Raw genomic sequence first — 26,554 nt, 5'->3', positions numbered from 1 at the left:
CGCCGATAGCCGGGTGATAGTTTCACGGCAGAGTTCGGGAGGGGGCCGGCGGTCAGACCGCCGGTCGGAGGGGATCATTCGTGCGTTACCGGTCGCGTTGTCTCGCGGCGCTGCTGTCGCTCGCGCTGCTCACCTCGGCGTGCGGTGACGATGCCGCGGAGGCCGACCACGGCGGCTACGCCCTGGAGCCCGTCCCCGGCGCCTTCGACGACGCGCCGAGCCGCGTGCGTGGTTCGCTGGTGGAATCGGTGCGCATCGGGGAGCGGCTGCTGTTCGCCGACCGGGTCGACCCGGATCTGGTCGAGGGCGACGGCGGCGGCGTGGTCGTCGGGGCGCGCGGCGTCGACGAACTGCTCTCGGGCGTGCAGCAATCGGCCCTGCAACCCTTCGACGTGCTGGCCGGTTTCGGCGCGATCGGCAGCAACGGCCGCCCCGACAACGAGCAGCAGCACAAGTTGCTGTCGATCACGATCCTGTCCCTGCCCGACGCGGAGCAGGCCGGTGCCGCCGCGCAGGCGATGGCCGCTGCGGACTTCGGCGCCAACACCGAGAACGCGCCGCTGCCGCTGCCCGACTACCCGGCCGCGCTGAGCCATTGGCGGCCCGGTGTGCCGACGGTCGGCAGCTGGCTGGTGTGGAAGAACCTGGTGATCCGGGTGTACGCGAAGGTCGTCGACCCGCGACCCGAGGTGCTGACCGAGCTGCTCACCCGTACCTACCGCGCCCAGCTGACCGAGCTCGACGGCTTCGTTCCCACCGCGGCCGCCGACCTGCCGACCCTGAAACTCGACAGCGCGCACTTGCTCACCCGGGTGGTCAAGACCGGCGAATACTGGCCGGACCGCTGGGATTTCATGATCTACGGGCCGCGAACCTACGCCCTGCTCCTCGACAAGCCCGCGGCTCGGCTGCGCGATTTCGAAGCGAGCTCGATCGACGCGGTCGCGGTCTCGTACAACAAGTTCCTGCATCGGGCGCGGGACGCGAGTGCCGCCCAGACGCACGCCGCGACCGAGGAGAAGGCGCTGCTGGCCGCCGATTACACGGCGATCGGTGAGGTGGCCGGGCTCAGCGGGGTGACGTGCTATCGCGCGGCGCGGCCCAATACCGAGGTGAGCGCCGCCCGCCGGTTCGCCTGCCTGGTCCGCCGCGACGAATTCGTCGCCCGCGTCTACAGCAATCAGGAAACCGATGTCCGGCAACTCGCGGTCGCGCAGTACGCGTTGCTGAGCGGATCCCGGTGAGACGGGGAGACGAGCGATGAAACCACTGGGTCCGCGGGATCCCGATCGGCTCGGCCGCAACCGCATGCTGGCCGTGGTCGGCCGGGGCGGCATGGGGCAGGTGCTGCTGGGTCAAGGCCCCGACGGCCGGTTGATCGCCGTCAAACAGATCCACCATCAGTTCACCGGGAACCCCGAGTTCCGGGCCAGGTTCCGGCGCGAGGTGCTCGCCTCCCAGCAGGTCACCGGCGCCTACACGGCAGGCGTCGTCGACCACGACGCCGACTCCGAAACACCCTGGCTGGCCTCGGAATACATCGCGGGCCCCTCGTTGCAGGAGATGGTGGGCGAGTTCGGCAGGCTGACCGTGAGCGGGCTGAAGCTGCTGGCCACCGGCTTGGCGATGGCGCTGCTCGAGATCCACCGGACCGGCCTGGTGCACCGTGATCTCAAGCCGAGCAATGTCCTGCTGACCAACGACGGCCCGCGGGTCATCGACTTCGGCATCGCCAAGGCGCTCGAGGACGACGTCGCCCTCACCGCCACCGGTGCGGTGCTCGGCTCGCCCGCCTACATGTCGCCCGAGCAGGCCGAATGCCAGCCGCTCACTCCGGCTTCCGACGTGTTCGCGGTCGGCGCGGTGCTGGCGATGGCGGCCACCGGGGTCAGCCCGTTCGAGGCAGCGTCGACGCCGCAGGTGCTCTACAACGTGCTCTACACCGCGCCGGACACCACGGCCATCCCGCCGCCGATCCGCGCGCTGGTCGAGGCGTGCCTGGCGAAGGACCCGGCGGCGCGCCCGACCCCGGAACAGTTGCTCGACGCGGCGAGCCGGATCGAGGCCGAGCCGGTGTGGCCGGTCCGGATCCGCAGGCGGATCGCGGAATGCCAGGCCGAGGCCGCACGCTGGGCCGACGGCACCGCGACCGTCGCCCCCGAGCCGGTCGAGCGGCCGAAGCGGCCGTTGTCACGCTTCGTCGTCGCGGCCGCGGTGGTGTCGGCTCTGGTGCTCGGCGTCATCACGATCGTCGGCATCGGCGTGGAGGGCAACGCGGTGGCGATGGACGATCCAGCGCTCGCGCTGACCGTCGACGAGAGCCGCAGGCTCGATCTCTGCGAGCTGCTGAAGCCGGCGGTGCTCGGTGAACTCGGCACGGCGACCGGCGAACTCGTGCCGAACGGCGTGCACTCGTGCAGCCTCACCTACCGCGAACAGTCCGGTCGCAAGATGCAGCTCACCCTCGAGAACGGCTCGCCGGTCGAGCAGATCAAGGGCAGGACCCCGATGGGCAGCACCATCAACTGGATGCCGGTGCTCGGCCGGAACAAGGAAGCCCGCAATTGCGACCGCTCGGTCGTGGCGCAGAGCGGGCTGCCGATGGCACTGACCTTGAGCTCGTCGACCTTCGAGGGCAGCGACACCTGTCCGGCGGTCGAACGTGGACTCGTCGCGGTGGTACGCCGCCTCGCGGTCAACCCGCCGCTGCGCGACCTTCCCACGAACTCGGTGCTGCGGCTCGACCCCTGCGTGCTGCTGGATTCCGCGGACATCGCTTCGGTGACCGGTGACCCGGCCCGCGGCCGCACGGTGCACGGCTGCGTGGCGGACGGGCGGGAAGCGTATGTCGCGCTCGACCTCGACGATCGACTGCGCCCCGACCATGTGGTCGGCGGCAAGGTCCGGCCCACCAGGACGATCGCGGGGCGCACGGTGAACATCCAGACGGAGAACGCCAACTACTGCGAGCTGGCCTATATGACGAGGCCCAGCCGGGACGACCAGGCGGAGCAAGTGCGCATCATGTACTCGGCGTACAAGCCGGGACCGTTGAGCCCGTGCGATGCCGCGGCCACCCTGTTCGCGCCCGTTCTCACGAAGTTGCCGACCTCATGACGATCCATCCCCGCGGCCCCGGCGAACCGGACACCATCGGCCGCTATCGCGTCATCGGCGCCCTCGACTCGACCGCGGGTTTCCGCTCGCTGCTCGCGGCGGGCCCCGAGAATTCCCTCGTCGTCGTGCGGCAGGCCGAGGCCGAACTGGTCGACGAGCCCGAGTTCCGGATCAGGCTGCGGCACAGCGCGGTCGCCGCGATGCGGGTCTCGGGCGCCGGCAACACGACGGTGATCGATGTCGACGCCGATGCCGACAAGCCCTGGCTCGCCTCGGTATTCGTGCCGGGCGTGCGGCTCGACCGCGCGGTCGCCGAGCACGGCCCGCTGCCGGTGCCCGCCGTCCGCGCGCTCGCCGCGGCCCTGGCCTCGGCATTGCGGACCGTGCACGCCGCAGGCCTCGTCCATCAGCGGCTCAGGGCCGACTCGGTGCTGCTGGCGCGCGACAGCGGGCGGCTCAACGAGATCGGCATCACGCCGGTCGCCGGACCGCCGACGACCGGCAGCGTGACCGCCCTCGGCACCCCGGACTTCCTCGCGCCCGAACAGGCGCTCGGGCTGGCGATCACCCCGGCCGCCGACATGTTCGCGCTCGGCTCGGTGCTCGCCTTCGCGGCCTCCGGCAGCGCGCCGTTCACCGCGCCGTCGGTGCCGTACATCCTGTTCAACATCGCGCAGCGCGAGCCCGATCTGAGCCGGGTGCCCGAACCGCTGTACGAGCTGATCGCCGCGTGCCTGCGCAAGGACCCGGCGGCCCGGCCGACGCCGGGTCAGATGCTGGAGTACCTCGGCGGTCCGCCCGCCGCAGCCCCGCCCTGGCCCGCGCCGGTACTCGACGACATCGGCCGTCAGCAGGACCAGGTATCCGCCCTGCTCGCCGGGTTGCCGCCGGTCGTCGCGCCGGGGGCGCCACCGGCGCGGCCGCTGCCCGAAGTGCTCGCCGGGGTCGGGCAGACCGCGCTCGACACGAGCAGGCGGGCGATGCGAGCCGGCCTGCGCCGCTGGCACTCGGCAACCCCGAAAATCCGGAGCGCGCTGGCAGGCGGGCTGGCGGCGCTGCTGCTCGTGGTCGGCGGCCTCGCCTACTGGGCCACCAGACCGGCGAGCGAACCGGCGCCGGTGACCGGCTTGACCCTCGCCCAGCTGCGCCAGACCGACGCGTGCGCCTGGCTCGGCAAGGCCATCGGCGACGCCGTCCCGGTCGCGCCCGCCCCGCTCGCCGCCGACACCTGGAAGCTGGACACGTCCACGACCTGGGGCTGCTACGCCACCTCCAACCGGACCTCGCTGAGCCTGGAGCTGGGCACCGAGGACATGTACCTGACGCCGAACCAGACCATCGTCGACGGTGTGCCGATCATCGACGGCAGTGCGGCCGGCTGCACCAGGGCCATCGCCAGCCCGGGTGCGGAGGGTCCGTCGGGCATCGTCATCACCCTCCATCAACCGAGTGGCGTCAAGGGGTGCGAGGGCATCGACTACGTCGCGGCCAACATCGCTCGGTCGCTGTCGTCCGCGCCGCGCGCCGCGCACCAGGAGTCGTCCTTGGCGCTGGTCGAGCCGTGCACCCTGCTCGATCGTGAGCTGGTCGCCGCCAGGATCGGCGCGCTGGCGCCCGCGCCGACGGTCGCGGACGCGCACACCTGTCAGTTGAACGGCAGCGTGCAGCTCAGCCTGAAACTCGTCAGCAGCAGCAGGTACACCTCGGGCAACGAGCAGGTGACGGTATCCGTCGACGGGTACCGGCTCTACGTCGACCAGGCCACCAGCACGAAGGCCATGTGCACCAGGGCCTACCTCGCCCCCCGGTCCGAGAAGGAGACGGTCGAGGTCACGGTGCACGGTGCCGAGGGCATGCGCGAGGACTACTGCGCGATCGCCGCCGAGGTCCTGCGCTCCGCCGCGGAGAAGCTGCCGAACCGCTGAGATCCCCGTCCCCCGTCGGCCCCGGGGGCATACTCGACCCCGGGACCCACCACGAAAGGGACAGCGATGGACCAGCTCGGGGTAGCGGTAGTCGGGTACGGCTTGGCCGGTTCGGTGTTCCACGCGCCGTTGATCGCGGCCGATCCACGGCTGCGGGTGGCGACGGTGGTCACCTCGTCCGAGGAGCGGGCGGAGCGGGCGCGGGCCGAGCATCCGGGTGTGCGGGTGGTGCGCAACGCCGACGAGCTGTTCGCCGATCCGGCGGGGGTCGACCTGGCGGTGATCGCCACGCCGAATCGCAGTCACGCGCCGTTGGCGTCGCGGGCGCTGACCGCCGGGCTCCCGGTGGTGGTCGACAAACCGTTCGCGGTGACGTCGTCCGACGCCGACGCGGTGGTGACGGCCGCCGAGGAGGCCGGGCTGGCGCTGAGCGTGTTCCAGAATCGCCGCTGGGACAACGACTTCCTGACCGTCCGCGCGCTGCTGGCGGAGGGCGAACTCGGTGAGGTGCGCCGGTTCGAGTCGCGATTCGAACGCTGGCGCCCGGTCACCAAGGGTGGCTGGCGCGAGGTGGGTGACGCCGCCGAGGGCGCGGGCATCCTGTTCGACCTGGGCAGTCACCTGGTCGACCAGGCGCTGACCCTGTTCGGCCCGGTCACCGAGCTCTACGCCGAACTCGACCGCCGCCGTCCCGGCGTCAACGCCGACGACGACGCCTTCCTCGCCCTCACCCACGCCTCCGGAACGCGCTCCCAGCTGTGGATGAGCGCCGTCGCCCCGCAACTGGGCCCTCGCCTGCGCGTCCTCGGCTCGACGAACGGCTACACGGTGCACGGCCTCGACCCGCAGGAAGACGACCTGCGCGCGGGCCGCCGCCCCGGCGACGGAAAGCCATGGGGCACAGTCCCACCCGAGCGGTGGGGCACCTTCGGCGCGGGCGACGACCTGCGCCCCCTCCCCACCCGCCCCGGCGACTACCCCGCCTTCTACGCGGGCATGGCCGCGACCCTCCTCGACGGCACCCCGGTCCCCGTCGACCCCCGCGACGCCGTGGAAACCCTGCGCATCCTGGAGTACGCCGTGCAGGTGGCGGGCCGGGACGCGCCCTGACCGGGAGCGATCCGGGCCCGGTCAGGGAACGGCGATCAGCGGTCCGCGGGCGCGAGCGCTTCCACCTGCACCGCGACCACCCCGGTCAGGATGCCGCGGGCGACCGCGAGCAGCTCGGCGACCCCCGGTGAGGTGAGTGCGTAGGTGACCGACTGCCCGTCCCGGCGCGAGGTCACCAATCCGGCCCGGCGCAGCACCGACAGCTGCTGGGACAGGGTCGCCGCCTCGCCGCCGACTTCGGGCAGGATCTCCGCGACGGCGTGCGGCCGCATGCTCAGCAACTCCAGCACGCGGATCCGCACCGGGTGCCCGAGGGTTTTGAAGAAGTCGGCCTTCATCTGATAGAGCGGCCGCTGTGTCCCCGGCACGGACGGCTAGATCTCGAGCTCGGCGTCGATGTCGGCGAGGCGACGGCGAGCGAGCGCGAGATTGCCGCGGGTGCGGTCCATGGCCAGGTAGAGGAACAGGCCCTTGGCCCGGCGCGCCTTGGACGGCCGGATCAGGTGGTACTGCCCGCTGAGAGTGATGAGCACGTCCTCGATGCCCTCATCGATGCCGAGCTGCTCCATGGTGCGGACCTTGGCGCGCAGCACCTCGGTGTTGCCCGCGGCGGCGACCTGTAGGTCCAGGGTCTTGGATCCGCCGATCGCGCCGAGGGTCATGCCGCTGGTGTAGTCGACGATGCAGGCGCCGAGCGCGCCATCGAGCAGCATCATTTCCTTGAGTGCGATGTCCATGTCCGCCAAGGGATTTCCTTCCGAATCGGAGCGGTTGATCGTCGATGGTGACGCTAGGCGCTCGGCGCCGTTCCGTCGGCCGAATCGACCCGGAATTGTCCGAAGATTGGCAGTTTGCAAGTTATGCAAACAGTGGACAGGCGGGTGGACAGACGAAACGGGCGGGACGAAAGTCGTCCCGCCCGTTCGGCGTTCGGGTCAGAGCTTGCGCGAGCGCAGTTCGTGGCCCTTGGAGGTCTTGCAGCGGCCCGATTCCAGGTCCCACTGCCAGCCGTGCAGGTTGCAGGTGAGGTTGTTGCCTTCCACCACACCGAATTTGGAGAGGTCGGCCTTGAGGTGGGGGCAGCGGCGCTGGACTTCCCAGCCGTCCAGCTCGGTGACGGCGGAATCGTCGTGCGCCTCGGAGAACCAGCCGTCGGCGTAGGCGATGCGCTCGTCGGTGAGGCACTTGAAGAAGGTGTAGAGGAACTCGTTGTAGCCGCCGATGCGCCACGCCTGGAACCGGGTGGACAGGAAGATCGTGTTGACCCAGTCCGGCTCGTTGTCGCGCAGCACGGTGCGCACCAGCTCGGGCGCGATCCGGAAGCCGTAGCGGTAGCGGCCCTCGCCCTCGATCGGCTCGCGCACGGTGCGATGCGGGAAGTCCAGCACCACCGTCTCCTCGCCGATGACCAGCCCGACCGGGTACCCGATGCCGTCGCTGATCAGCGCGGACTGCTTCATGATCGGCTCGAACAGCTCGCGCAGCGGCTCGAGCAGCGAGCCCTCGCCGGTCTCCCAGGACGCCTTCTCGGCCGCGAGCACCGGGGCGAACCGCTCGGCCATCTCGGCGATGTAGGCGGCCTTGTCGCCGTAGATCCGGTCCGGATCGAAGGGGTGCGCGAGGTCGAGTTCCTTGCCGCGCACGTCGGCGACCGAGCCGGGGATCATCAGGACGCCGCCGGCGTTGCCGTGGATCTCCATCTGCTCGAGGAACACGATCTGGTCGGGGAAGATGTTGCCCTCGTCGCCGCGGTCGTCGTTGAGGTAGCGCAGTTCGTCGTCGAGGAACACCGGCGGACCGGCCGAGGGCACCACCCAGGTGGCGCCGACCTGCTCGATGTAGGAGCGGGCGCGGTCCATGCCGCGCTGGCGCTTCTGCTTGCCGAAGTTGGCCTTGGTGCGGGCCGGGATGTCGTACACGGCCGGGTACCAGATGGCGCCCGAGTACTGCAGCAGGTGGATGTCGATGTCACCGAACGCGTCGTGGATGACGTCCATGTCCACCGGGCGCGCGTCGTTCATGTTGAAACAGGTGGTCTCACCGTCGGAGATGAGAATGCCGGAGTCGCCGATCGGGCCGTCGGCGGGCGCGCGCAGCGCCACGATCATGATGTCGAGCGAACCCTTGGGCCCGGTGACGGTGTGCTTGACCGAGTCCTCGGTCTCGAAGAACTTGGTGAAGCCCAGCGCCTCGAGCTCACGGCGCAGATCCGGCACCGGATAGTCCGGCAGCAGGATGGTCGCGTCCTTGTTGACGTACTTGCGCAGGTGCGCGGCGTCGAAGTGGTCGCGATGCAGGTGCGAGACATACAGGTAGTCGACATCGCCGAGCGACTCCCACTCGAGCTGGGAGTTGTCCGGGAACGGGAACCACGAGGCGAAATACGCGGGATTGACCCAGGGGTCGCACAGGATCGTCCCGGCTGTGGTTCGGATGTGGAAGCCTGCGTGTCCGACGCTGGTGATCTGCACGAGCTTGTTTCCTCCTACCAGTACCAGCCAACCAGGGTAGTGGCTAAATCGTTACGTCACCGATGCAGTAGCCCTCGGCGGTCGGTACGACGGTGAAAGTCCGCATCCGCGTGCCCCCCGGCGAGGTGGTCACCGGGACGTGAACTGCCAGGTAGTCGCCGCGAACCTGGTCGGATCGTAGCTCCTCACCGGTGTAGGAGGTGACATTGCCTACTTTGCCCGAGTCGCTGGTCAGCGGGGGTGCTGTGGGGTTGCCGGTGCCCTGCGGGTCCCAGGTGGTGAGGGTCGCCTTGCAGGTCAGCGGATGGGTGGCTTCGATGTCGGCCGGATCGAGTGGTTTGCCGGTGGCGCGCGCGAGGTAGCGGCGGACGGTGTGCCGGGCGTCGGCCTCGTCGTAACCGGGCTCGACGCCCGCCGCGAACACCCGGCCGCAGGCGTACCCGGAGGCGATGGCCTCGCGGTCGACGGTGACGGTGGTGGTGCGGTTGCGCCAGGTGACGGTGTCGGCGGTCGCGGTGCCGGGCTGGCTGAGCGCGGCGAGGATCGACTGCGGGTCGGCGTACATGTCGGTGACCGTGCGCGGCGGGATGGTCCAGCACGCGGCCTGCAGTTCGGCGGGGGTGCTCGTCTGCAGGTCGGCGGCCCAGCGGCGGACCGCGATCACGGCGTCGGCGTTGCCGGGCACCGCGCCGACCTGCGGCGCGTCGGCGGGCAGCGGGGGCAGTGAGCCCGCCTTGCCCGGCGCGGGTTCGCCGGGGGCGATCGCCTGGGTGGCGGTGGACGTGGTCGACGGCGGCGCGGTCGTCGTCGCGGTGGTGGTGTCGGCGGGCGCCGGATCGTCGCCGGGGATGCCGGAGACCGAATCACACCCGGCGATCAGCGCCGCGGTGACGGTGAGACCCGCGGCCAGCGCGACGGCGCGGTGCGGGCGGGGACGGGGCAGAGCAAGCAGGGGCGGCTGCGCGCGTTCCACTACGACGTTCCTCATTCCTGGGCCGTGGCACGATCTGCGACTACGCTAGCTGAATTGTGGAACCCGTCTACCGGTCGATCATCGGCCTGGCCCGAACCGTCTTCTTCCTCGAAGGTCTGAAGTTCACCGTCAAGGGCGCGGAGAACATCCCCGCGTCCGGTGGCGCCGTGGTGGCGATCAACCACACCGGCTACATGGACTTCACCTACGCGGGACTGCCCGCCCGCACGCCTGGTCGCTACATCAGGTTCATGGCCAAGCAGGAGGTGTTCGACAACAACATCTCCGGCCCGATCATGCGTGCCCTCAAACACATCCCGGTGGACCGCACCGCGGGCGCCGACTCCTACAAGTCGGCGGTGAAATACCTGCGCGACGGCGAGCTGGTCGGTGTCTACCCCGAGGCCACCATCAGCCGCAGCTTCGAGATCAAGGAATTCAAGTCCGGCGCCGCCCGGATGGCGCTCGAGGCCGACGTCCCGATCATCCCGATCGTCATCTGGGGCGCCCAGCGCGTCTGGACCAAGGGCTTCCCGAAGCGGCTCGGCCGCACCAACACGCCCATCTCGATCGCCGTCGGCGCCCCGATCAAGCCGTACGAGCCCGCCGCCGAGCTGACCGCTCAGCTCCGCACCACCATGCAGGGCCTGCTGGCCGACCTCCAGGAGTCCTACGAACACGAGCCGGGCGCCTACTGGGTCCCGCGTCGCCTCGGCGGCAGTGCTCCGACCCTCGAAGAGGCCACCGCGCTCGACGACGCCGAGGCCGCCGAGCGCCTCGCCCGCAAGGCGGAGCAGCAGGAGAAGCCGGAAGCCTGATCCCGGCCGACTCGCTACCGGGGCCGCGCGCTCAGCGCGGTAGCCGGCAGCGGGTCGGCGCGGGCAGCCTGCCGTGCAGGTAGGCCGCCGGTGGGACGCCCATGATGGTGCGGAAATCGGCGGTGAGCGCCGAGATCGCCTCGCGCAACACGAGGCGATGCGCGCGCTCGGTCGCGGTCTCGGAGACCTGATGCGGCAGTAGGTCTTCCAGGTAGCGCACGGCCTCGTCGGCGGGGAGCCGCGTCAGTTCGCTCGCGGCGGTACCCAGCGGGCCGGGCAGGTCGTCGATGCGCACCCCGCGACGTCGCCGAGGTCGCGGCGGCCGCGCTGCGCGATCCCGCGCACCACGGCCGCACATACACCCTCACCGGCCCTACCCTGCAGACCACCCGCGACCAGGCCGCCGAGCTCGCCGAGATCCTCGGCCGCCCGATCGCCGTCACCGATATCGCCGCGGCCGACGCCCGCGCCTTCATGACCGCCGCCGGGCTGCCACCAGCCTTCGTCGAAGGGTCGCTGATCGGCCAGAACTTCATCCGTGACGGCCACAACGCCGTGGTCACCACCGATGTCGCCGAGATCCTCGGCCGCGCCTCCCGCGGCTACGCCGAGTGGGCCGCCGATCATCGCAGCGCCTTCGCGCCTCGGTGACCGGCCGTCGCCGGATCAGTTCATGGTCAGCACCCAGGATCCGTTGCAGCCCTTGCGGTTGTTGAGCTTGCCGTCGTAGACCCAGTGGAACACGATCGGCGGATTGGTCCGCACACTCCAGCGCCCGGACGGTGAGGTCACCACCCGGTTGTTGCGGGTGAGCACGCCGACGTCGTCGTGGGCGAAGGTCCATTTGCCCTGGCTGGTCGGATAATTCAGCCGCACGGTCACCCGCCCGCCGGTGTGGTTCTGCACCACCAGGCACGAGCCCGGATTGTTCCGGTCGATCGCGTACTCGCCGAACTCACCCTCCTCGACGTTCTCGCCGCTGTCGGTGAACTCCACCGCGTCGGTGAAGTCCGCGTGCGCCGGACCGGCGCCCATGACGGCCACGGTGGTCGCGGCGACGCCCGCCGCGATCAGCCCCAGAGTCTTCATCCCGTTCCTCCCCTCGTGCCCGATGGCGTCCACCGGGCTGGGAAAGAGCTTTCCCGGCAGGGGATTCCGGATTCTTGGTGCGCGCTTAACGGTGGATCGGGTGCGGGCGGGCGAGACCTGTGGCAGCATACGAAACTATTAGTTTCGATATCAAGAGTTTCGTAACTCCGCTGGAGGCAGTCATGATCACCTGGGCCGGACGCGTGCTCGCGTTCCTCGGTGCGGCGCACGTCGTCGCCGCGACCCTGCTCGGGCACCGGCACTACGGCGAGTGGTTCACCTTCGGGCTGTGGCTGCCCGACGCCGACATCACCGAGCTGCCACCCGCCATCGGCGCGTTCTGGATGGGTCCCGGCAGCTTCGGGGTCCCGCTGCTGCTCCTCGGCTGCCTGATCGTCTGGCTCGACCGGCGCGCGATCGCCCCGCCTGCGTTCCTGGCCTGGTCACTGCTGGTCTGGACCGTCTGTTGCGCGCTGATCTTCGAGCCGGCGCCGTGGGTGCTGGCCGCGGCCGCGTCGGTCCTGCTGCTGATCGGTATCCGGCGCGCACCCCGCTGACCTCACCGCCGCCGCCGGTCGGCGGTGCGCACGGATTTCGTTTTTCGCCGCCGACGCGCTAAAGTTCCTTCTCGCACGACGAAGCCCCCGGCGATCCCGGAACGGGCCTCGCACGGCGTGCGGATGTAGCGCAGCTGGTAGCGCATCACCTTGCCAAGGTGAGGGTCGCGAGTTCGAATCTCGTCATCCGCTCCACGAAAAGCCCGGTCGACAGTATGTCGAGCCGGGCTTTTCACGTTCTCAGCGCCGACTGATCCACTCGAGTGCCATCGGCGGCAGGTAGTCGCCGATCAGTCTGCGCCGCCACCAGATCCGGTCCCGACGTAACTCGGCGCGCGAGCTGAAGTGGTATTCGTAGAGCCGGGCACGCAGGTAGCGCGGCGGCGCGTCGGGGAAGGGACAGTGCCGCAGCAGGCGCAGGGTGTCGGGGTCGTTGCGGAGCAGGCGTCGCGCCAGGGGGGCCGCCCAGCCCCTGGCGTACGCCGGTGACAGCGCGGCGAACCACATCAGCCAGTCCAGGCGCAGGTGATACGGCGCCCACTGCCGGGGCACGCTGCCCGGTTTGCCCGGTTTGCCCTTGAACTCGTACTCGCGCCACTCCGTCTCCGGGGTGAGCTCGGCCGCGTCGGTGCCCTCGAACACGATCTCGTGCCGCACCTTGGTGATGCTGCCGAAGGCGCCATAGGTGTTGACCAGGTGCAACGGCTCGAACGACGCGTTCATGGCCTGACGCGGCGAGAGCAGATTGGCGGCAGGCTGATAGCTCAGCACGAGGACCAGCCCGAGGTAGCTGAACACCGCGCCGGTGAACCACACCGGCGGCGGCTGCGTCGCGGGTGCGTCGGGCAGCATCGGATAGAACCGCCCGTCGACCACCGTGGTCGCCAGCAGCAGCGTCACCCAGTTCAACCAGGCGAAATTGCCCGACAGCACCAGCCACAGCTGGGTGACGATGACGATGCCCGCCGCCACGCTCGCCACCGGCTGCGGCGCGAACAACCCGAACGGCACCACCAGCTGCGCGAAGTGATTGGCCGCGACCTCCACCCGGTGCAGCGGCCGGGGCAGATGGTGGAAGAACCAGCTCAGCGGCCCGGGCATCGGCTGGGTCTCGTGGTGGTAGTACAGGCAGGTCAGATCCCGCCAGCACCGGTCGCCGCGCATCTTGATCAGCCCGGCGCCGAACTCCACCCGGAACAGCAGCCAGCGCGCGGCGAACAGCACGAGCAGCGGCGGCGCGACGGTGTCGTTGCCGAGGAAGATCGCCAGGAAACCGGCCTCGAGCAGCAGCGATTCCCAGCCGAAGGCGTACCAGGCCTGCCCGACATTGACGATCGACAGATACAGCACCCACAGCAGGAACCACAGCGCCATCGACCCCCACAGCGGCACCAGATCGGCGGCCCCGACGGCGACGGCGACCGCGACGGCCACGCCCGACCAGGCCACCACGGCGTAGCCGCGATCCGAATAGCGCAGCTGGAACAGGCTCGGCGCCCGGCGGAAGGGGGTGCGCGCCAGGAAGCGCGGGATGGGCAGCATCCCCCGCTCGCCGAGCAGCGCGCGGAATTGCAGCGCGGCGCCGAGGAACGCGAGCGCGTAGATCACTGCCAGACCACGCTGGAAGATCAGCCTGCCCTGCCAGTACTCCGGCGCCGTGAACCAGTCCATGCATCCGCTCCCGGACGGTCATGCTCCCTGGTTCGATTGTCTACCCGATGATCGTCCGGCGAAACGTCGTCCGTCATTCCGGCAGGTCGAGGCCGGGTCCGCCGTCCACCACGGCACGCAGGCCGGGCTCGGGCCAGCGGGCGGCGATGCCGGGCCGCGTCGACAGGTAGCCGACGATGCGGTCGGTGTCCCAGCCGTGGGATTCGCGCAGACCGGCGGCGATCATGCCGACGTAGCGGGCCGATGGGCGTTGCAGGTCAACGGTTTCCGGTCGCCACGGCGCGGTGCAGGTGAGAATCGGCGCGCCGTCGGCGGTCCCGGCGTGCAGGACGGTCTCGTATCGGCCGGGACCGAGCGCGACCGCGCCCGCCGCCAGTACCGGCGCGAGATCGAAGTCGGCGCTCGGTGTCCGGTACATCTCCTGGGCGAGCAGATCACCGAACTGGCCGACGGTGAGCAGGTACCCCCTGGCCGCGACGCCGGTCGGCCAGCCGGTGGCCGGGCGATCGGTGTAGAAGGCGACACCGCCGGTCCAGACCTGGCTCCGCCAGGCGAAATACAGGCTCCCCGGCAGGGTCAGCGGTGTGATCGCGGCCGGCGGGGTGCGGTCGCGGAAGCCCGGATAGGTGTGCGCGGTGCCCGGCGGGGTGCCGCCGTCGCGGTAGTAGGCGAACCGCGCGGCGTGCATGTTGGAGCCGTACGCGGCGTACCAGACGTGCTGAGCTGTGGTCACGGGCTCACCTCGGGTGGGTCACGGTTCCCTGAGCGAAGGAAACGAATCCGCTCCTGTCGTCGATTCTTCCTTCGATGGGTCGGGAGGACATCGAGGGGAGAGTTCCATGAGATCAGCAATTGTGGTGGCGGCGCTGGTGGCGCTCGCGGGGGGACTGGCCGGTTGTGCCGGTGACCAGGGTTCGACCGCGCAGACCACTCCGCCGCGCGTGACCGAGACCGCCGTCAGCCAGCCGAGCGGCACCCAGCCCAGCGGTGTGCCGACCATCGAGATCCTGCCCGGCGTCATCATCCCGTCGATCAGCGGGTCGAACGGTCCTACCGTGGCACCTGGCCCCGGGGACACCGGAATGCCGTCCCGGGACGACGCCACCGTCGACGCCCGCGACTACCAGCAGCGCGACAGCTTCTACTTCCAATCGCCCACCGGCAACATCATGTGCGGCATCCTCGCCGACGCGCCGTTCGGCGTCGGCTGTCAGCTGTCCAAGGCGAATGTCATTCCGCCGCAACTGCCCAACTGCGACGACGCGCCCAACCGCAAGGTCGCCGTGCACACCGTCGGCGGCAAGTCTGAGTTCCTGTGCACCAGCCAGGGCATCTTCGTCGGCGAGCCGGTCGACGGCACCAACAAGGGCGGCGGCGCGACCCTGCACTACGGCGACACGCTCGTCGTCCGCGGCGTCGCCTGCACCTCCAGCCAGCAGGGCATCCGCTGCGACGCGGCGGGCCACGGTTTCACCATCTCCGCCGACAGCCAGACCATCTTCTGACCCGACGACGAAGGGGCGCACCTTCCGGTGCGCCCCTTCGGCAGTTGTCGCGATCTACTGCGCCGTCGACTTGAACCGCCGCAGCCGCAGGCTGTTGCTCACCACGAACACCGAGCTGAACGCCATCGCGGCGCCGGCCAGCATCGGGTTGAGCAGGCCCGCCATGGCCAGCGGGATGGCCGCCACGTTGTAGGCGAAGGCCCAGAACAGGTTGCCCTTGATCGTGGCCAGGGTGCGGCGGGACAGGCGGATCGCGTCGGCGGCGGCGCGCAGGTCGCCGCGGACCAGGGTCAGGTCGCTGGCCTCGATGGCGACATCGGTGCCGGTGCCCATCGACAGGCCCAGATCGGCCTGGGCCAGGGCGGCCGCGTCGTTGACGCCGTCACCCACCATGGCGACGACCTTGCCCTCGGCCTGCAACCGCTTGACGGTGTCGACCTTGTCCTGCGGCAGCACCTCGGCGATCACCTCGTCGATGCCGACCTCGTCGCCGATGGTGCGGGCCGCGCGGGCATTGTCGCCGGTCAGCAGGATCGGGGTCAGGCCGAGTGCGCGGAACTGCGCGATGGCCTGCGCCGAGGTGGGTTTCACGGCGTCGGCGACCACGAGCACGCCGCGCGCCTTGCCGTCCCAGCCGATGGCCACCGCGGTCCTGCCCGCCGACTCCGCTTCCGCCATGGCGGTTTCCAGGTGCGCAGGCAGCGGCTGCGACCAGTCGGCCAGCAGCCGGGCCCGGCCGACGATCACCGCGGAACCGTTCACCACGCCCTGCACGCCGAGGCCCTCGACATTGGCGAAGCCCTCCACCGGCAGCAGTTCACCGAACTCGTCCTGCGCGGCCTTGGCGATCGCCTGGGCGATCGGGTGCTCCGACGAGTGTTCCAGCGCGCCTGCCAGTTCCAGTACCCGGCCGCGTTCCTCGCCCTCGGCGGGGAGCACGTCGAGCAGGGTCATCTTGCCGGTGGTGACGGTGCCGGTCTTGTCCAGCACGATGGTGTCGACCTTGCGGGTCGATTCCAGCACCTCGGGGCCCTTGATCAGGATGCCGAGCTGGGCGCCGCGCCCGGTGCCGACCATCAGCGCGGTCGGCGTGGCCAGGCCCAGGGCGCACGGGCAGGCGATGATCAGCACCGCGACACCGGCGGTGAAGGCCGCCGCGATCGCGCCACCGGTGCCGAGCCAGAAGCCGAGGGTGCCCACGGCCAGCGCGATGACGATCGGGACGAAGATGCCGGAGATCTTGTCGGCCAGGCGCTGGGCCTGGGCCTTCCCGGTCTGCGCGTCCTCGACGAGCTGGGCCATCTGCGCCAGCTGGGTGTCGGCGCCGATCCTGGTGGCGCGCACCAGGAGCCGTCCGCCGACATTGACGGTCGCGCCCGTCACCGCGTCGCCCGCGCCGACCTCGACCGGCACCGATTCGCCGGTCAGCATGGCGGCGTCGACCGCCGAGCTGCCCTCGGTCACCACACCGTCGGTGGCGATCTTCTCGCCGGGTCGCACGATGAACTCGTCACCGACGGCCAGCTGCTCCACCGGAATCCGTGTCTCGACGCCGTCGCGCAGCACCGCGACGTCCTTGGCACCCAGCTCCAGCAGCGCCCGCAGCGCCGCACCGGCCCGCCGCTTGGACCTGGCCTCGAAGTAGCGCCCGGCCAGGATGAATGTGGTGACGCCCGCCGCGGCCTCCAGGTAGATGCTGCCGGTGCCGTCCATCCGCGCGATGGTGAACTCGAACGGGTGCTTCATGCCCGGCGTGCCCGCGGTGCCCCAGAACAGGGCGTACAGCGACCAGCCGAAGGCGGCGAGCGTGCCCATCGACACCAGCGTGTCCATGGTGGCGGTGCCGTGCTTCAGGTTGGTCCAGGCCGCTTTGTGGAAGGGCAGCGCGCCCCACACGACGACCGGGGCGGCCAGCGTCAGCGAGAGCCACTGCCAGTTGGTGAACTGCAACGCGGGGATCATCGCCATCGCGATGACCGGGACGGTGAGCACCAGCGAGACCAGCAGACGGGTGCGTAGCGAGGCGGTCGGGTCGGGTTCGGCGGCCGCGTCCTCGGTGGGCTCGGCCTGCTTCGGCGCCGGCAGTGCCGCGGTGTAGCCGGCCTGCTCGACGGTGGCGATCAGCTCCTCGGGGGAGACGTCGCCGGTGAAGTCGACCCTGGCCTTCTCGGTCGCGTAGTTGACCGTCGCGGTGACCCCGTCGAGCTTGTTGAGCTTCTTCTCGATCCGGTTCGCGCAGGAAGCGCAGGTCATGCCACCGATCACCAGTTCTACCTGGCCGGTGCCCGGTGGTTGCGTCACGGTGGTCATGGGGTGCTCCGTTTCGTTCCTGATGTCGATTCTTGCTGAGCGGTTGCTGGTGAGCCAGGTGGGCCTGGTCCGGCCCGATGGTGCCGGTCCGGGTCAGTGCCCGTGGCCGGGCGTGCCGTGGTCGGCCGGAGCGCTGGTCGGCGCCGGGTTGTCGACGCCGGTGGCGTCCGGCTGGGCGACCCGCACCGTGAACTCCGCGGTCCGGACGACGCCCTGGTGCTGGAAGTCGAGGAACAGGCGGTAGTCGCCCGCGCTCGGCGCGTTCACCACGAAGTCGATGCCGGGACCGGCGGGGGTGACCCCGTCGCCGGGCGCGCCCTCGGGGTGGACGTGCAGGTAGGCGAGGTCGGCCGCGCGCAGGGCGACCAGGTGGCCGTAGGCCCCGAGGTAGGGCTGCAGGTCGGTGACCGGTGTGCCGTTGCGGCTCACCGAGAGCGTCACGTTCGAGGCGGCGCCCGGGGTGACCGTGCCGCTCAGCGCGACGGTGTACTCGCCGACCTGCGCGGTGGCCGCGGGAGCCGGGAGCGCCTGCACGTCGTAGTTGCCCGCGACGCGCAGGTCGGCGCCGAGGGTCAGGTTCGACCCGCCAGCCGGGGTGAAGTCGGCGAACACCCGGTAGTCACCGCCCCGGCTCAGGTTCAGCGGCACCGACCAGGTGCCCGCCGGATCGAGCACGGGATGCACGTGCTGGAAGCCCGCCATGTCGCGCCGCACCACGATCAGGTGCAGATCCTTGTCGTGGCTGGTCACGTACTTCGTGACCGGTGCGCCGGTGGCGTCGAGGATGCGGAAGCTCACCGGCGCCTGCGCCGCGGTCGTGGTGTTCGGCTTGTCGATGGCGAGGGTGTAGCCCTGATCGGAGGCGAGCAGGCCGCCGGGCAGGTCGGCGGACGGTGCCGCCGCGGTCTCGTGCTCGCCGTGCCCGGCCGGTTCGGAAGGTTCCGGACCGACCAGGGCACCAGCGGCCAGAGCGATCCCGAAGACCGCCGCGAGGCCGAGGGTGAATCCGGCGAACTTGCCTGTTGCGTTCATCGGGATGCTCCGTTTCGGGTTCAGTCGGCGAGCTGGAAGCCGGCCGCGGTGACGGCGTCGGCGAGGGCGGTGCGGTCGGGTGCGGTGCCGTCGATCGCCACCGAGCCGGTGGCGAGGTCGACCTCGACACCGGTGACGCCGGGCAGCGCACCGACCTTGTCGCGCACCTTGTTGGTGCAGCAACCGCAGGTCATGCCGGTGACGGTGACGGTGGTGGTGCTCATGGTGGTCTCCTCGTTCTCGATCTCAATCATTACCATACCCCCCTAGGGTATTTTGTCAAACGGTCGCGTCGGCGGTGGCCGGGGCCGGAGCCCGCATGACCGCGGCGGTGATGCCAGCGCCGGCCAGGGTCAGCAGGCCCGCGCCGAGGAAGGCCGCCGAGTAGCCGTCGGTCAGTGCCGTGGCGTCGCCCAGTTCACTCGCGCCGAACGCGGCGGCGACCGCCGTCATCGCGGCCAGGCCGAGCGCGGAACCCACCTGGTAGCTGACGTTGACGATGCCCGAGGCCAGGCCGCCCTCCTCCGGTCGCGCCGCCGAGATGGCGGTGCCGAGCGAGGGGATGAAGGCCAGCGACATACCGCCCGCGGCCACCAGCGAAGCGGGCAGCACGTCGACCCAGAAGTTGCCGGTCGGCCGCACCAGCGACATGATCCCGAGGCCGAGACCGAGCACGACCAGGCCGGTGACGATCATCGGCTTGGCGCCGAAGCGCTGCATCGCCTTGGGCGCGAGCACCACCATGCCGAGCATGATCAGCGTGGTCATCGGCAGCAGCGCGGCGCCCGAGGGGAACGCGCTGTAGCCGAGCACCTGCTGCAGGTACAGGTTCAGGAAGAACCACATCGGCACCCAGGCGGCGGCCAGTGCGAACTGGGCGAAGTTGGCGGCGGCCAGGTTCGGCGCGCGGAAGATGCTCAGCCGCATCAGCGGTTCGCTCCGCCGCGACTGGAGGACGACGAAGCCGGCCAGCAGCGCGGCGGCCAGCGCCAGCACACCCCAGGTCTGCCCCGAGGCCCAGCCGGCCTCCGGCGCCTGCACGATCGCGTACACCGCGGCCGCCAAACCGGCCGTCACCGTGATGGATCCGATGATGTCGATCGAACCCTTGCGTGCCGGGGCGGCGGGCATCAGCAGCGGAACGGCGATCAGGGCCAGCACCGCGATCGGGATGTTGATGTAGAAAACCCAAGGCCAGCTGATGTATTCGGTGATCACGCCACCCAGGAACACGCCCGCGGTGCCACCGGCGGGCGCGGCCGCGCCGTAGACGGCCAGCGCCTTGGTGAGTTCCTGTGGCGAGCCGCCGAACAGCATCATCAGCAGGGTCAGCGCCGAGGGTGCGATCAGTGCGGCGCCCGCGCCCTGGATCGCCCGGCCCGCGAGCTCGAGGCTGACAGTGCCCGCGGCGCCGGCGAGCATGGACCCCGCGGCCAGTACCAGCCAGCCCGCCCCGAAGACCCGGCGCGCGCCGAGCAGGTCGGAGAGCCGGCCGCCGAGCAGCAGCAGCCCGCCGAAGGCGATCACGTAGGCGTTGAACACCCAGGTCAGATTGCCGGGGGTGAAGCCGAGTTCGGCCTGCATCTTCGGCAGCGCGATCCCGATGATCGAGGTGTCCATGATGACCATGAACTGCGCTGCGGCGATCACCGCCAGCGCCCACCACTTCCTGGTGGATTGCGATTGCGTAGTCACGACTTTCGTCCTTTCGAGCGGAGAGCGTCTCGTGGTCGGTACCATACCCCCCTAGGGTATTAACCTGTCAAGCCTCCGGCGGAAAGGATTCCGGCAGTCGAAAGCCCGGCCCACACGGTGGTGGACCGGGCATTTCGTGCTGCGCCGGATCAGGATTCGGGGCGATAGGTGATCAGTGCGACGGCCGGTGCCGACACCACCTGGACGCGGTCGCTGCCGTCGACGCGGATGTGCGCGAAGCCGCCTTCGATGGCGACGCGCGCGTCGCGCACCAGCGCAGTCTGATGCCCGTCGGCATCGGTCAGGGTGTAGCCCGCGACCAGTTCTACGGTGTCGGCGGACCGCCATTTCGGTGTCATCGCAGGTGCTTTCGAGGCGTAGGGAACGGGTGGAAAGTCCAGCTCAGGGCGGGCGACGTGATTGAAATAGTTCGACAGCACATTCAGCGCGACATGGCCGACGGCCTCGGTCAGTTCGGCATCGCTGACGCCGTTGTTCCTGGCCTCGGCCAGGTGTTCGTCGGCCACCCGGCCACCGGTGCGCAGCACCTCGCGGGCGAAGCGCAGCACCGCCTCGGCGTGCGGGTCCTCGGCCCTGGCGGCCTGTGTCGCCGTGATCGCCTCGGGGGAGAAGCCCATCTTCGCGGCGCGCATCGTGTGCGCCGAAACGCAGTAGTCGCAGCCGTTGTCGGCGGCGATCAGGAGGGCGAGCTGCTCGCGGGTACGGGCGTCGAGCGTGCCCGCCGTCAACGCGTCTCGCAGGCGCAGATACCCCCGTAGGGTGGCCGGGCTGTTCGCCATGGCGGCGTAGAGATTCGGCACCCGGCCCAGTTGCCGCCGGACTTCGGTGAGCAGTTCGCCCTGCTCGGCATCGGCGGTGTCGGTGGAGAGAAGAGGCAGTCGGGACATGGTGCGCTCCAAGGATGTTCGACAACGGTACTGATCGGTACCGAGTCGTGACGGTACCGATCGGTTCCGTCTCGGTCAATCAACTCGGTACCGATCGTTTCCGTTCTGGTACGGTGAGCGCATGGCGACACAGGCCAAGCAGCGGTTGCTCAACACCGCCGAGGAGTTGTTCTACGCGGAGGGCATCCGCGCCGTCGGAATCGATCGGCTGCTCCAGGAGTCCGGCGTCGGCCGCGCTTCCTTCTACCGCCACTTCGCGAGCAAAGACGACCTGGTCGTCGCCGTCCTCGAAGACCGTGACCGCCGCTGGCTGGACTGGCTGCGCACCTCCGTCGAAGCCGTCGACGACCCCGCAGCCCGCCCCATGGCCGTCTTCACCGCACTCGCACAACGCTTCGCCCGCAACGATTTCCGCGGCTGCGCCTTCATCAACACGATGATCGAGGTCGCCGACCCCACGGCCCCCGCCCACCAGGCAGCCGACCGCCACAAGCGCCGCGTCATCGCCTACCTCACCGAATTGCTCACCGCCGCAGACCAACCCGACCCCGACACCCTCGCCCCCGAACTGGCCCTGCTCATCGACGGCGCCATCGTCACCGCCGTCCGCGAGAACTCCCCAGCCGCCGCCGACCGCGCCGCCACCATCGCTGCGAAACTCCTGTCCTGAGCAGTAGTACTCAGGGACGCTGCGGCAACAACGTGCTGACTTCCTCCATGGCGCGGAGCCAGCCCGCCGTGTCGGTGCACCGCAATTCGACCAACTCGAGCAGTCGGGTGAGGTCGTCGGTCAGATTTCTGCTGAAGATCGGCTCGTGATGCGCGACGCGGTTGCGCAGCTTCCTGATCGAGTCCAAGTCGGTGTAGATCCGGCCGCGGAGCTCGCGTGCGGTGTGTGAAGTTCTCGACGGAAACAGCGTGAGTATCTGGTGATCCCAGACCCGAACGTCGTGACGGGCGGTGAACATACTCTGCCAGAACGCGAACTTGAGTTCCGCGATCACCTTTCCGGTCGTGGGCTCCTTGCTGCGCGCCCGGGTCAGGTCCCGGCGCGGGTTGTAGGAGGGGCCGCCCGGCCCGGGAAGGCTGCGCTCGAAGTTGCCGTCCCACGGCCATCGCGGTCCATAGGTCGCGGTCAGCGCGTCCGACACTGCGTTTCGCGTGGCGATTTCCGCGAAGTGGAAAATGTACACTTGGACGCATTAGTCGTGGGAATCGTGGTCTTCGGCCTCCCCCCGCGGACAGACGAAATGAGAATGGGACCTCACTCGCGGGGTCCCATTCTCATTTCCGGATCAGCTCGCGTGCAGGTGGCGGGCTGTTGGGGAGGTGGCGACGGTCGCCGGGTCGGGGGCGGTGCCGAGGAGGCGGTCGGCGGTGCCGGAGGTGGTGACGGTGAACCAGTAGTGCTCGTTCTTGTAGTGGTGGTGGCGGTGGTTGCGCCAGACTGCCCGGTAGAGCGCGTGCTTGGGCTTGTAGTCGGTGTGGATGAGGTAGTGCGTCCACTCGTAGAGCAGGCCGAGGGTGGTGATCGTCAGCAGGAAGGTCAGGCCGAGGCCGAGGCGCGGGAAGGCCAGCAGGCCGATCGCGAGCAGGGCGACGATGGTGAACGCCAGCGATTTGGGTGGGATGAACACCAGCGGGATATCGCGCGGATCTGTGTGGTGCGCACGGTGTTTGCTGGCCAGTTCGCTGTCGATGGTCAGCGGGCCGAGGTGCCGCGGGCGCCAGTGCAGCACCGTCACGTGGATGATCCACTCCGTCAGCGGGAACGTGCCGATGACGATCAGCGGGACGAGCGCGTCGGTGAACTGCCAGTCGCCGACGGCGATGCGCGCCACCAGGACGGCGACGAAGACGGTGGCGATCATCCAGGGCGAGGGATGCCGGACGAACTCGCGGGCCATCTCGCCCAGCGAGGCGCCGCGGCGGAGCGAGCGGGCCGCGCCGGATCCGGTGGGGCGGCCCCGATCGGCCGCGGTGGTGTCGTGCGACGTCGTTGTCGGACGGTCATTCTTCATGGCGATTCCTCGGGTGGATCACGCCCCGTCGAGGGCGTGGATGAGAGCGGTGGTCGCCGGCCCGAGCAGTGCTCGCGCGGACTCGGCGGCCCGTTCCGGCTCGCCCGCGGTGATCGCGGCGGCCAGGTCTCGATACGCGCCACCATTGCCCACCTCGGCGGACATGATCGGCGCGAGCGCCGCCAGCGCTGGTTCGTAGGCGGCGCGAAGCATGGAGTACATCAGCCGGAACGCGATCGAATCGGCCAGCTCGAGGACGTGGTCCCAGAATTCGAGGGCGATGCGCTGCTGGGTGAGCGGGTCCGCCTCCGCGAGCAGGGCGTCCACGGTGTCGTGGAGCAGATCCAGCTCGGTCACGAGTGCGCCGGGCGCGGTCGCGGAATCACCGCCGCCCGAGCGGACCCGCCGGACTCGGGCGGCCGCGAGCTCCGCGATCTTGGGGCCGTTGTGCAGCCGCGCCTCGAGAATGCTGCGCGCCACGGCGGGATCGATGGTGTCGCCCCGCAGCAGTAGCCGGGGCAGCACTTCCAGTCCGGCGCTGCGTCGATAGTCGAGCACGGTGGTGGCTTCCCCCTGCCGCACCGACACCAGCCCCGCGGCCGCCAGCCGCTGCAACGCCTCCCGCACGGCGGGCCGCGACACTCCCAGCGCCTCCGCCAGCTGGCGCTCGCTCGGCAGGGTGCTCCCCGCCGCCAGCTCCCCGCCCAGCACCTCGGCGGCGATCTGCTCGAACACATCACCCGATACCGACCGCTTCACGACAGGAGTCCACGCCATGCCCTCGATAATCCCCCCCACAGGTCAAGAGGTCAAGTGGTCAGACCAGTTTGTTCGAGCGTGTCACCTTGCCTCCAGTGGACGATGTGTTCATTATTGAGGCATGTTCACGCCGAATGAACGTGACCTAGGGATGAACATCCTCGACGAGTGCGCGCGGCGACTCGACGAGCATGGCGTCGCGTTCGAAGTCCTGGAATTCACCGAACGTCCGGACGCTGCCGCAGACCTGATCGCGAAGTTGGACGCCGGTTCATACGGAAATCAGACATATGCCGTCGAAATCCGCCGTCGAATGACCGCCACGATTGCCGATGCACTGCCGCACCCCGATCTCCCGTTGCTCCTGGTTGCTCCCTATATATCGCGCGAGGCCGCGGAGGTCCTTCGGGATAGACACATTGATTTCGTAGACCTGGCTGGGAACATGGCACTTGTCTGGCCGGCGATGCGCATCCTCGTCGTCGGCCAGTCCAAGCCGTCCACGGCGAAGGCGATGCCGGCTCGTGCTCCCCGTGCCTTTGGTCCCGCCGGTGCGAAGGTGCTGTTTACGCTCCTCAGTTGGGACGATGCCGTGCGGCTGCCGCTGCGCGCGGTGGCAGAGCGCAGTGGTGTCTCGCTTGGCACCGCACACATCGTCGTGAACGAGCTGGAAGACGCTGGCTATGTCGTATCGGTCGATGGTGCGAGAAGGTTGATGCGGGGCCGAGAGCTTCTCGACCGTTGGACCGAGTCCTTCTCGACCACGGTGGTGCCGAAGCTGGCGTCGACCGAGTTCGCCGACGACACGGTTGGTTGGTGGCTGGAATCTTGGACGGAACTCGCGGCCGAGGACGTCCAACTCGGCGGTGAGGCAGCTGGCTCGCAACTGGATTCCGACCTGCATTCGAGGACGGCGATTCTCTACTCGGGGACTCTGCCGAGAAAGTTGGCTGCTCAACGGCGATGGCGACGGTCCGCCGAGCAACCGAATGTCATAATCCGACAACGGTTCTGGGCCCCGCCGGAGCCGATCTCCCCCCTGGTTCCGAGCACCTTGATCTATGCAGACATGTGGACATCCGGTGATTCACGACAGCGCGCGCACGCCGAGAGGATCAGGAAGAATGACCTTCGACTTGTCGAAATCGACCGATCCTGAGATCGCGCTTGCTGCCGCTGTCCTGCTCGAACTGGACTCTGCGGCCGCCCGGGTCGGGATCGAATACCTTGTGGTCGGTGCCACGGCTCGAAACATGGTGGCGCGCAGCATTACAGGCGCCACTCCGGAACGAGCCACGCGCGACGTGGATATCGCTGTTGCCGTTGCCGACTGGAACGAGGTTCTGCGTTTCGGAGCCTTGTTCGGAGGTGAGCAAGAGCTCGCGCATCGCTTTGAGATAGGCGGTCATCCGGTTGACATCATTCCGTGCGGTGCCATCGAGACTCCGGCCCGGACGGTCGCCTGGCCCGGCGATTTCACTATGCACACCTTGGGATTTCGTGAAGCCTTCCGATCCTCGCAGCCGGTCCTGTTGCCAGGGCCGTGCGCTGTGCGAATCCCATCTATCGCGGCGCAGATCCTGTTGAAGCTGGTTGCCTGGTACGACCGACACTGGGACAGTACGAAAGATGCGATCGACATCCGGACGATGCTCGAGTGGTCCGATGCCGGTCCATTGCTGGAGCAAATGTACGAGGAGAGCGCCGACGTCGTCGAACTGTACGACTACGACATCGCGCTAGCCGGCGCGCACTGTATCGGGAAGACCATCAGGGGCTTGCTCGACCGATCGGCACTGGTTCAGGTCAGCAAGCTGCTCGCGGACAGGCAACTGCTGGCTCGTCTTGCAGGAGATATGCGGGGTGTATTCGACCGGTCGCTGCAACAGCTCGATGCGCTGACGGCGGGCGTAACCGGGGGAACAGCCCCGGGTCGTGATGATTGATCAGCTGGGGTCGGAGCCGCGGATGGCGGAGAACCAGGTGAACGTGGCGGCGGCGGCGAGCGTGGCGCCGGCGAAGGCGGGGATGCCGCCGTTCATGACGTAGACCCACAGCAGGCCCGCGATCGGGGCGGCGACGGCGGGCTGGACATCGAGGACCAGGCGGCGGGCGACGCCGAACGCGGGGACCTCGGACGGGCGGCTCGGGTTATCGATGAGCTTGCCCGCGGGCTCGGTGTTCCGGACCCGGCCCGACGGGTAGAAGCGGGTGTCGCCGGTGCGGATCGTGCGCCCGGTCAGCTCCAGGTCGGTCGGTGTCAGCGCGGACAGGCCCGGCTCGTAGAACACCGGCTGCCACACCATCCGATCCCCACTGGTGATCTCCAGCCACGACCGGCTGACCAGCCGATGCTGCTGCCGGACCCGCCGCCCCCCGACCGTGCCCGTCGCGACGAGCCCGGTCGGCAGGACCCCGAACGCCAGCCCCACCTGATAGGTGGTGACCGCGAGAATCACCAGCACGACCACGGCGAGCGCACTCAGCTGATCGAGATCGGCGAACGGCACCAGCGCGGCGATGACCGCGATGGTGCCGGACGTGACCAGCAGGGGGTAGGTGAGCGCGCGCGCCGGGCCGGAACTGGTCACGG

At 69.5% G+C, this 26,554-nt stretch carries 28 protein-coding genes and 1 tRNA gene; 12 read left to right on the top strand and 17 right to left on the bottom strand.

Going from position 1 to position 26,554, the window contains the following annotated elements:
• Positions 1 to 80: 80 nt before the first annotated feature.
• From ACFYWJ_RS05000 to ACFYWJ_RS04985, 4 genes are all read left to right on the top strand, one after another.
• Positions 81 to 1,244, top strand: a complete 1,164-nt coding sequence (locus ACFYWJ_RS05000; protein WP_355283692.1) for a hypothetical protein — start codon at positions 81 to 83, stop codon at positions 1,242 to 1,244.
• A 16-nt stretch (positions 1,245 to 1,260) separates the two neighbouring features.
• On the top strand, positions 1,261 to 3,117 hold the full coding sequence (locus ACFYWJ_RS04995) for a serine/threonine-protein kinase (protein WP_355283689.1): 1,857 nt from the start codon (positions 1,261 to 1,263) through the stop codon (positions 3,115 to 3,117).
• Positions 3,114 to 5,042: a protein kinase gene (locus ACFYWJ_RS04990; RefSeq protein WP_387160865.1), complete on the top strand. Its 1,929-nt coding sequence runs from the start codon at positions 3,114 to 3,116 to the stop codon at positions 5,040 to 5,042. The genes ACFYWJ_RS04995 and ACFYWJ_RS04990 overlap by 4 nt, the downstream gene beginning before the upstream one ends.
• A 66-nt stretch (positions 5,043 to 5,108) precedes the next feature.
• The gene (locus ACFYWJ_RS04985) at positions 5,109 to 6,152 is read left to right on the top strand and encodes a Gfo/Idh/MocA family oxidoreductase (RefSeq protein WP_355283527.1); all 1,044 of its coding nucleotides are present in this window, start codon (positions 5,109 to 5,111) and stop codon (positions 6,150 to 6,152) included.
• Positions 6,153 to 6,187: 35 nt separating this feature from the next.
• On the opposite strand, the gene ACFYWJ_RS04980 is transcribed toward ACFYWJ_RS04985, so the two are convergent.
• The 4 genes from ACFYWJ_RS04980 to ACFYWJ_RS04965 all read right to left on the bottom strand — a co-directional run bounded on the left by ACFYWJ_RS04980 (position 6,188) and on the right by ACFYWJ_RS04965 (position 9,611).
• Positions 6,188 to 6,490, bottom strand: coding sequence for a metalloregulator ArsR/SmtB family transcription factor (locus ACFYWJ_RS04980; RefSeq protein ID WP_355283664.1), 303 nt, complete (start codon positions 6,488 to 6,490; stop codon positions 6,188 to 6,190).
• 36 nt (positions 6,491 to 6,526) lie between these two features.
• Entirely contained in the window at positions 6,527 to 6,898 is a 372-nt protein-coding gene (locus ACFYWJ_RS04975; protein WP_022566549.1) for a hypothetical protein, read from the bottom strand.
• Positions 6,899 to 7,087: 189 nt separating this feature from the next.
• A complete protein-coding gene (locus ACFYWJ_RS04970) occupies positions 7,088 to 8,623 on the bottom strand; it encodes a Rieske 2Fe-2S domain-containing protein (protein ID WP_355283530.1) in 1,536 nt (511 codons plus the stop codon).
• Between the two features lie 43 nt (positions 8,624 to 8,666).
• Entirely contained in the window at positions 8,667 to 9,611 is a 945-nt protein-coding gene (locus ACFYWJ_RS04965) for a hypothetical protein (RefSeq protein WP_355283533.1), read from the bottom strand.
• A gap of 41 nt (positions 9,612 to 9,652) precedes the next feature.
• On the opposite strand from ACFYWJ_RS04965, the gene ACFYWJ_RS04960 reads away from it, so the two are divergent.
• Entirely contained in the window at positions 9,653 to 10,414 is a 762-nt protein-coding gene (locus tag ACFYWJ_RS04960) for a lysophospholipid acyltransferase family protein (RefSeq protein WP_355283535.1), read from the top strand.
• Between the two features lie 31 nt (positions 10,415 to 10,445).
• Here ACFYWJ_RS04960 and ACFYWJ_RS04955 read toward each other — a convergent pair whose 3' ends face one another.
• Positions 10,446 to 10,709 (bottom strand): hypothetical protein, encoded by a 264-nt coding sequence (locus ACFYWJ_RS04955; protein WP_355283538.1) that lies wholly within the window; start codon positions 10,707 to 10,709, stop codon positions 10,446 to 10,448.
• Positions 10,710 to 10,888: 179 nt separating this feature from the next.
• On the opposite strand from ACFYWJ_RS04955, the gene ACFYWJ_RS04950 reads away from it, so the two are divergent.
• The gene (locus tag ACFYWJ_RS04950; protein ID WP_355283541.1) at positions 10,889 to 11,065 is read left to right on the top strand and encodes a hypothetical protein; all 177 of its coding nucleotides are present in this window, start codon (positions 10,889 to 10,891) and stop codon (positions 11,063 to 11,065) included.
• Between the two features lie 15 nt (positions 11,066 to 11,080).
• On the opposite strand, the gene ACFYWJ_RS04945 is transcribed toward ACFYWJ_RS04950, so the two are convergent.
• The gene (locus ACFYWJ_RS04945; RefSeq protein WP_355283543.1) at positions 11,081 to 11,503 is read right to left on the bottom strand and encodes a hypothetical protein; all 423 of its coding nucleotides are present in this window, start codon (positions 11,501 to 11,503) and stop codon (positions 11,081 to 11,083) included.
• A 182-nt stretch (positions 11,504 to 11,685) separates the two neighbouring features.
• Between ACFYWJ_RS04945 and ACFYWJ_RS04940 the strand changes: the two genes are divergently transcribed.
• Both ACFYWJ_RS04940 and ACFYWJ_RS04935 read left to right on the top strand, forming a co-directional pair.
• Entirely contained in the window at positions 11,686 to 12,060 is a 375-nt protein-coding gene (locus ACFYWJ_RS04940; RefSeq protein ID WP_355283545.1) for a DUF6463 family protein, read from the top strand.
• A gap of 119 nt (positions 12,061 to 12,179) precedes the next feature.
• Positions 12,180 to 12,255: transfer RNA gene (locus ACFYWJ_RS04935), tRNA-Gly, on the top strand.
• Between the two features lie 45 nt (positions 12,256 to 12,300).
• Here the strand turns inward: ACFYWJ_RS04935 and ACFYWJ_RS04930 are convergent.
• A complete protein-coding gene (locus ACFYWJ_RS04930; protein WP_355283548.1) occupies positions 12,301 to 13,731 on the bottom strand; it encodes a lipase maturation factor family protein in 1,431 nt (476 codons plus the stop codon).
• Between the two features lie 73 nt (positions 13,732 to 13,804).
• Entirely contained in the window at positions 13,805 to 14,464 is a 660-nt protein-coding gene (locus ACFYWJ_RS04925; RefSeq protein ID WP_355283549.1) for a histone deacetylase, read from the bottom strand.
• A 106-nt stretch (positions 14,465 to 14,570) separates the two neighbouring features.
• Between ACFYWJ_RS04925 and ACFYWJ_RS04920 the strand changes: the two genes are divergently transcribed.
• Positions 14,571 to 15,236, top strand: a complete 666-nt coding sequence (locus ACFYWJ_RS04920; RefSeq protein ID WP_355283551.1) for a DUF6636 domain-containing protein — start codon at positions 14,571 to 14,573, stop codon at positions 15,234 to 15,236.
• 54 nt (positions 15,237 to 15,290) lie between these two features.
• On the opposite strand, the gene ACFYWJ_RS04915 is transcribed toward ACFYWJ_RS04920, so the two are convergent.
• The 5 genes from ACFYWJ_RS04915 to ACFYWJ_RS04895 all read right to left on the bottom strand — a co-directional run bounded on the left by ACFYWJ_RS04915 (position 15,291) and on the right by ACFYWJ_RS04895 (position 21,181).
• Positions 15,291 to 17,546: a heavy metal translocating P-type ATPase gene (locus ACFYWJ_RS04915; protein WP_355283554.1), complete on the bottom strand. Its 2,256-nt coding sequence runs from the start codon at positions 17,544 to 17,546 to the stop codon at positions 15,291 to 15,293.
• 93 nt (positions 17,547 to 17,639) lie between these two features.
• Positions 17,640 to 18,578 (bottom strand): hypothetical protein, encoded by a 939-nt coding sequence (locus ACFYWJ_RS04910; RefSeq protein WP_355283557.1) that lies wholly within the window; start codon positions 18,576 to 18,578, stop codon positions 17,640 to 17,642.
• A gap of 20 nt (positions 18,579 to 18,598) precedes the next feature.
• Positions 18,599 to 18,802, bottom strand: a complete 204-nt coding sequence (locus ACFYWJ_RS04905) for a heavy metal-associated domain-containing protein (protein WP_355283667.1) — start codon at positions 18,800 to 18,802, stop codon at positions 18,599 to 18,601.
• Between the two features lie 55 nt (positions 18,803 to 18,857).
• A complete protein-coding gene (locus tag ACFYWJ_RS04900; RefSeq protein WP_355283560.1) occupies positions 18,858 to 20,273 on the bottom strand; it encodes an MFS transporter in 1,416 nt (471 codons plus the stop codon).
• Positions 20,274 to 20,422: 149 nt separating this feature from the next.
• Complete coding sequence (locus tag ACFYWJ_RS04895) at positions 20,423 to 21,181, bottom strand: carboxymuconolactone decarboxylase family protein (RefSeq protein WP_355283563.1); 759 nt, start codon at positions 21,179 to 21,181, stop codon at positions 20,423 to 20,425.
• A 121-nt stretch (positions 21,182 to 21,302) separates the two neighbouring features.
• Between ACFYWJ_RS04895 and ACFYWJ_RS04890 the strand changes: the two genes are divergently transcribed.
• The gene (locus tag ACFYWJ_RS04890; protein WP_355283566.1) at positions 21,303 to 21,851 is read left to right on the top strand and encodes a TetR/AcrR family transcriptional regulator; all 549 of its coding nucleotides are present in this window, start codon (positions 21,303 to 21,305) and stop codon (positions 21,849 to 21,851) included.
• 10 nt (positions 21,852 to 21,861) lie between these two features.
• On the opposite strand, the gene ACFYWJ_RS04885 is transcribed toward ACFYWJ_RS04890, so the two are convergent.
• The 3 genes from ACFYWJ_RS04885 to ACFYWJ_RS04875 all read right to left on the bottom strand — a co-directional run bounded on the left by ACFYWJ_RS04885 (position 21,862) and on the right by ACFYWJ_RS04875 (position 23,979).
• The gene (locus tag ACFYWJ_RS04885) at positions 21,862 to 22,332 is read right to left on the bottom strand and encodes a hypothetical protein (protein WP_355283569.1); all 471 of its coding nucleotides are present in this window, start codon (positions 22,330 to 22,332) and stop codon (positions 21,862 to 21,864) included.
• A 144-nt stretch (positions 22,333 to 22,476) separates the two neighbouring features.
• Positions 22,477 to 23,088 carry a sterol desaturase family protein gene (locus ACFYWJ_RS04880; RefSeq protein WP_355283670.1) on the bottom strand — a complete coding sequence of 204 codons (612 nt, stop codon included), beginning with the start codon at positions 23,086 to 23,088 and terminating at the stop codon, positions 22,477 to 22,479.
• 132 nt (positions 23,089 to 23,220) lie between these two features.
• Complete coding sequence (locus ACFYWJ_RS04875) at positions 23,221 to 23,979, bottom strand: GntR family transcriptional regulator (RefSeq protein ID WP_355283572.1); 759 nt, start codon at positions 23,977 to 23,979, stop codon at positions 23,221 to 23,223.
• Positions 23,980 to 24,082: 103 nt separating this feature from the next.
• Between ACFYWJ_RS04875 and ACFYWJ_RS04870 the strand changes: the two genes are divergently transcribed.
• Together ACFYWJ_RS04870 and ACFYWJ_RS04865 are read left to right on the top strand one after the other, a co-directional pair.
• Positions 24,083 to 25,120 (top strand): type IV toxin-antitoxin system AbiEi family antitoxin, encoded by a 1,038-nt coding sequence (locus ACFYWJ_RS04870; RefSeq protein ID WP_355283574.1) that lies wholly within the window; start codon positions 24,083 to 24,085, stop codon positions 25,118 to 25,120.
• Entirely contained in the window at positions 25,086 to 25,907 is an 822-nt protein-coding gene (locus ACFYWJ_RS04865) for a hypothetical protein (RefSeq protein ID WP_355283577.1), read from the top strand. The genes ACFYWJ_RS04870 and ACFYWJ_RS04865 overlap by 35 nt, the downstream gene beginning before the upstream one ends.
• Here ACFYWJ_RS04865 and ACFYWJ_RS04860 read toward each other — a convergent pair whose 3' ends face one another.
• Entirely contained in the window at positions 25,908 to 26,552 is a 645-nt protein-coding gene (locus ACFYWJ_RS04860) for a hypothetical protein (RefSeq protein WP_355283580.1), read from the bottom strand.
• Between the last annotated feature and the right edge of the window lie 2 nt (positions 26,553 to 26,554).

The sequence above is a fragment of the Nocardia sp. NPDC003269 genome (assembly GCF_042888005.1).
In the GTDB taxonomy this organism is placed as follows: domain Bacteria; phylum Actinomycetota; class Actinomycetes; order Mycobacteriales; family Mycobacteriaceae; genus Nocardia.
Note: the sequence above shows the minus strand (reverse complement) of the source record. Positions and strands in the feature narration are given on the sequence as shown.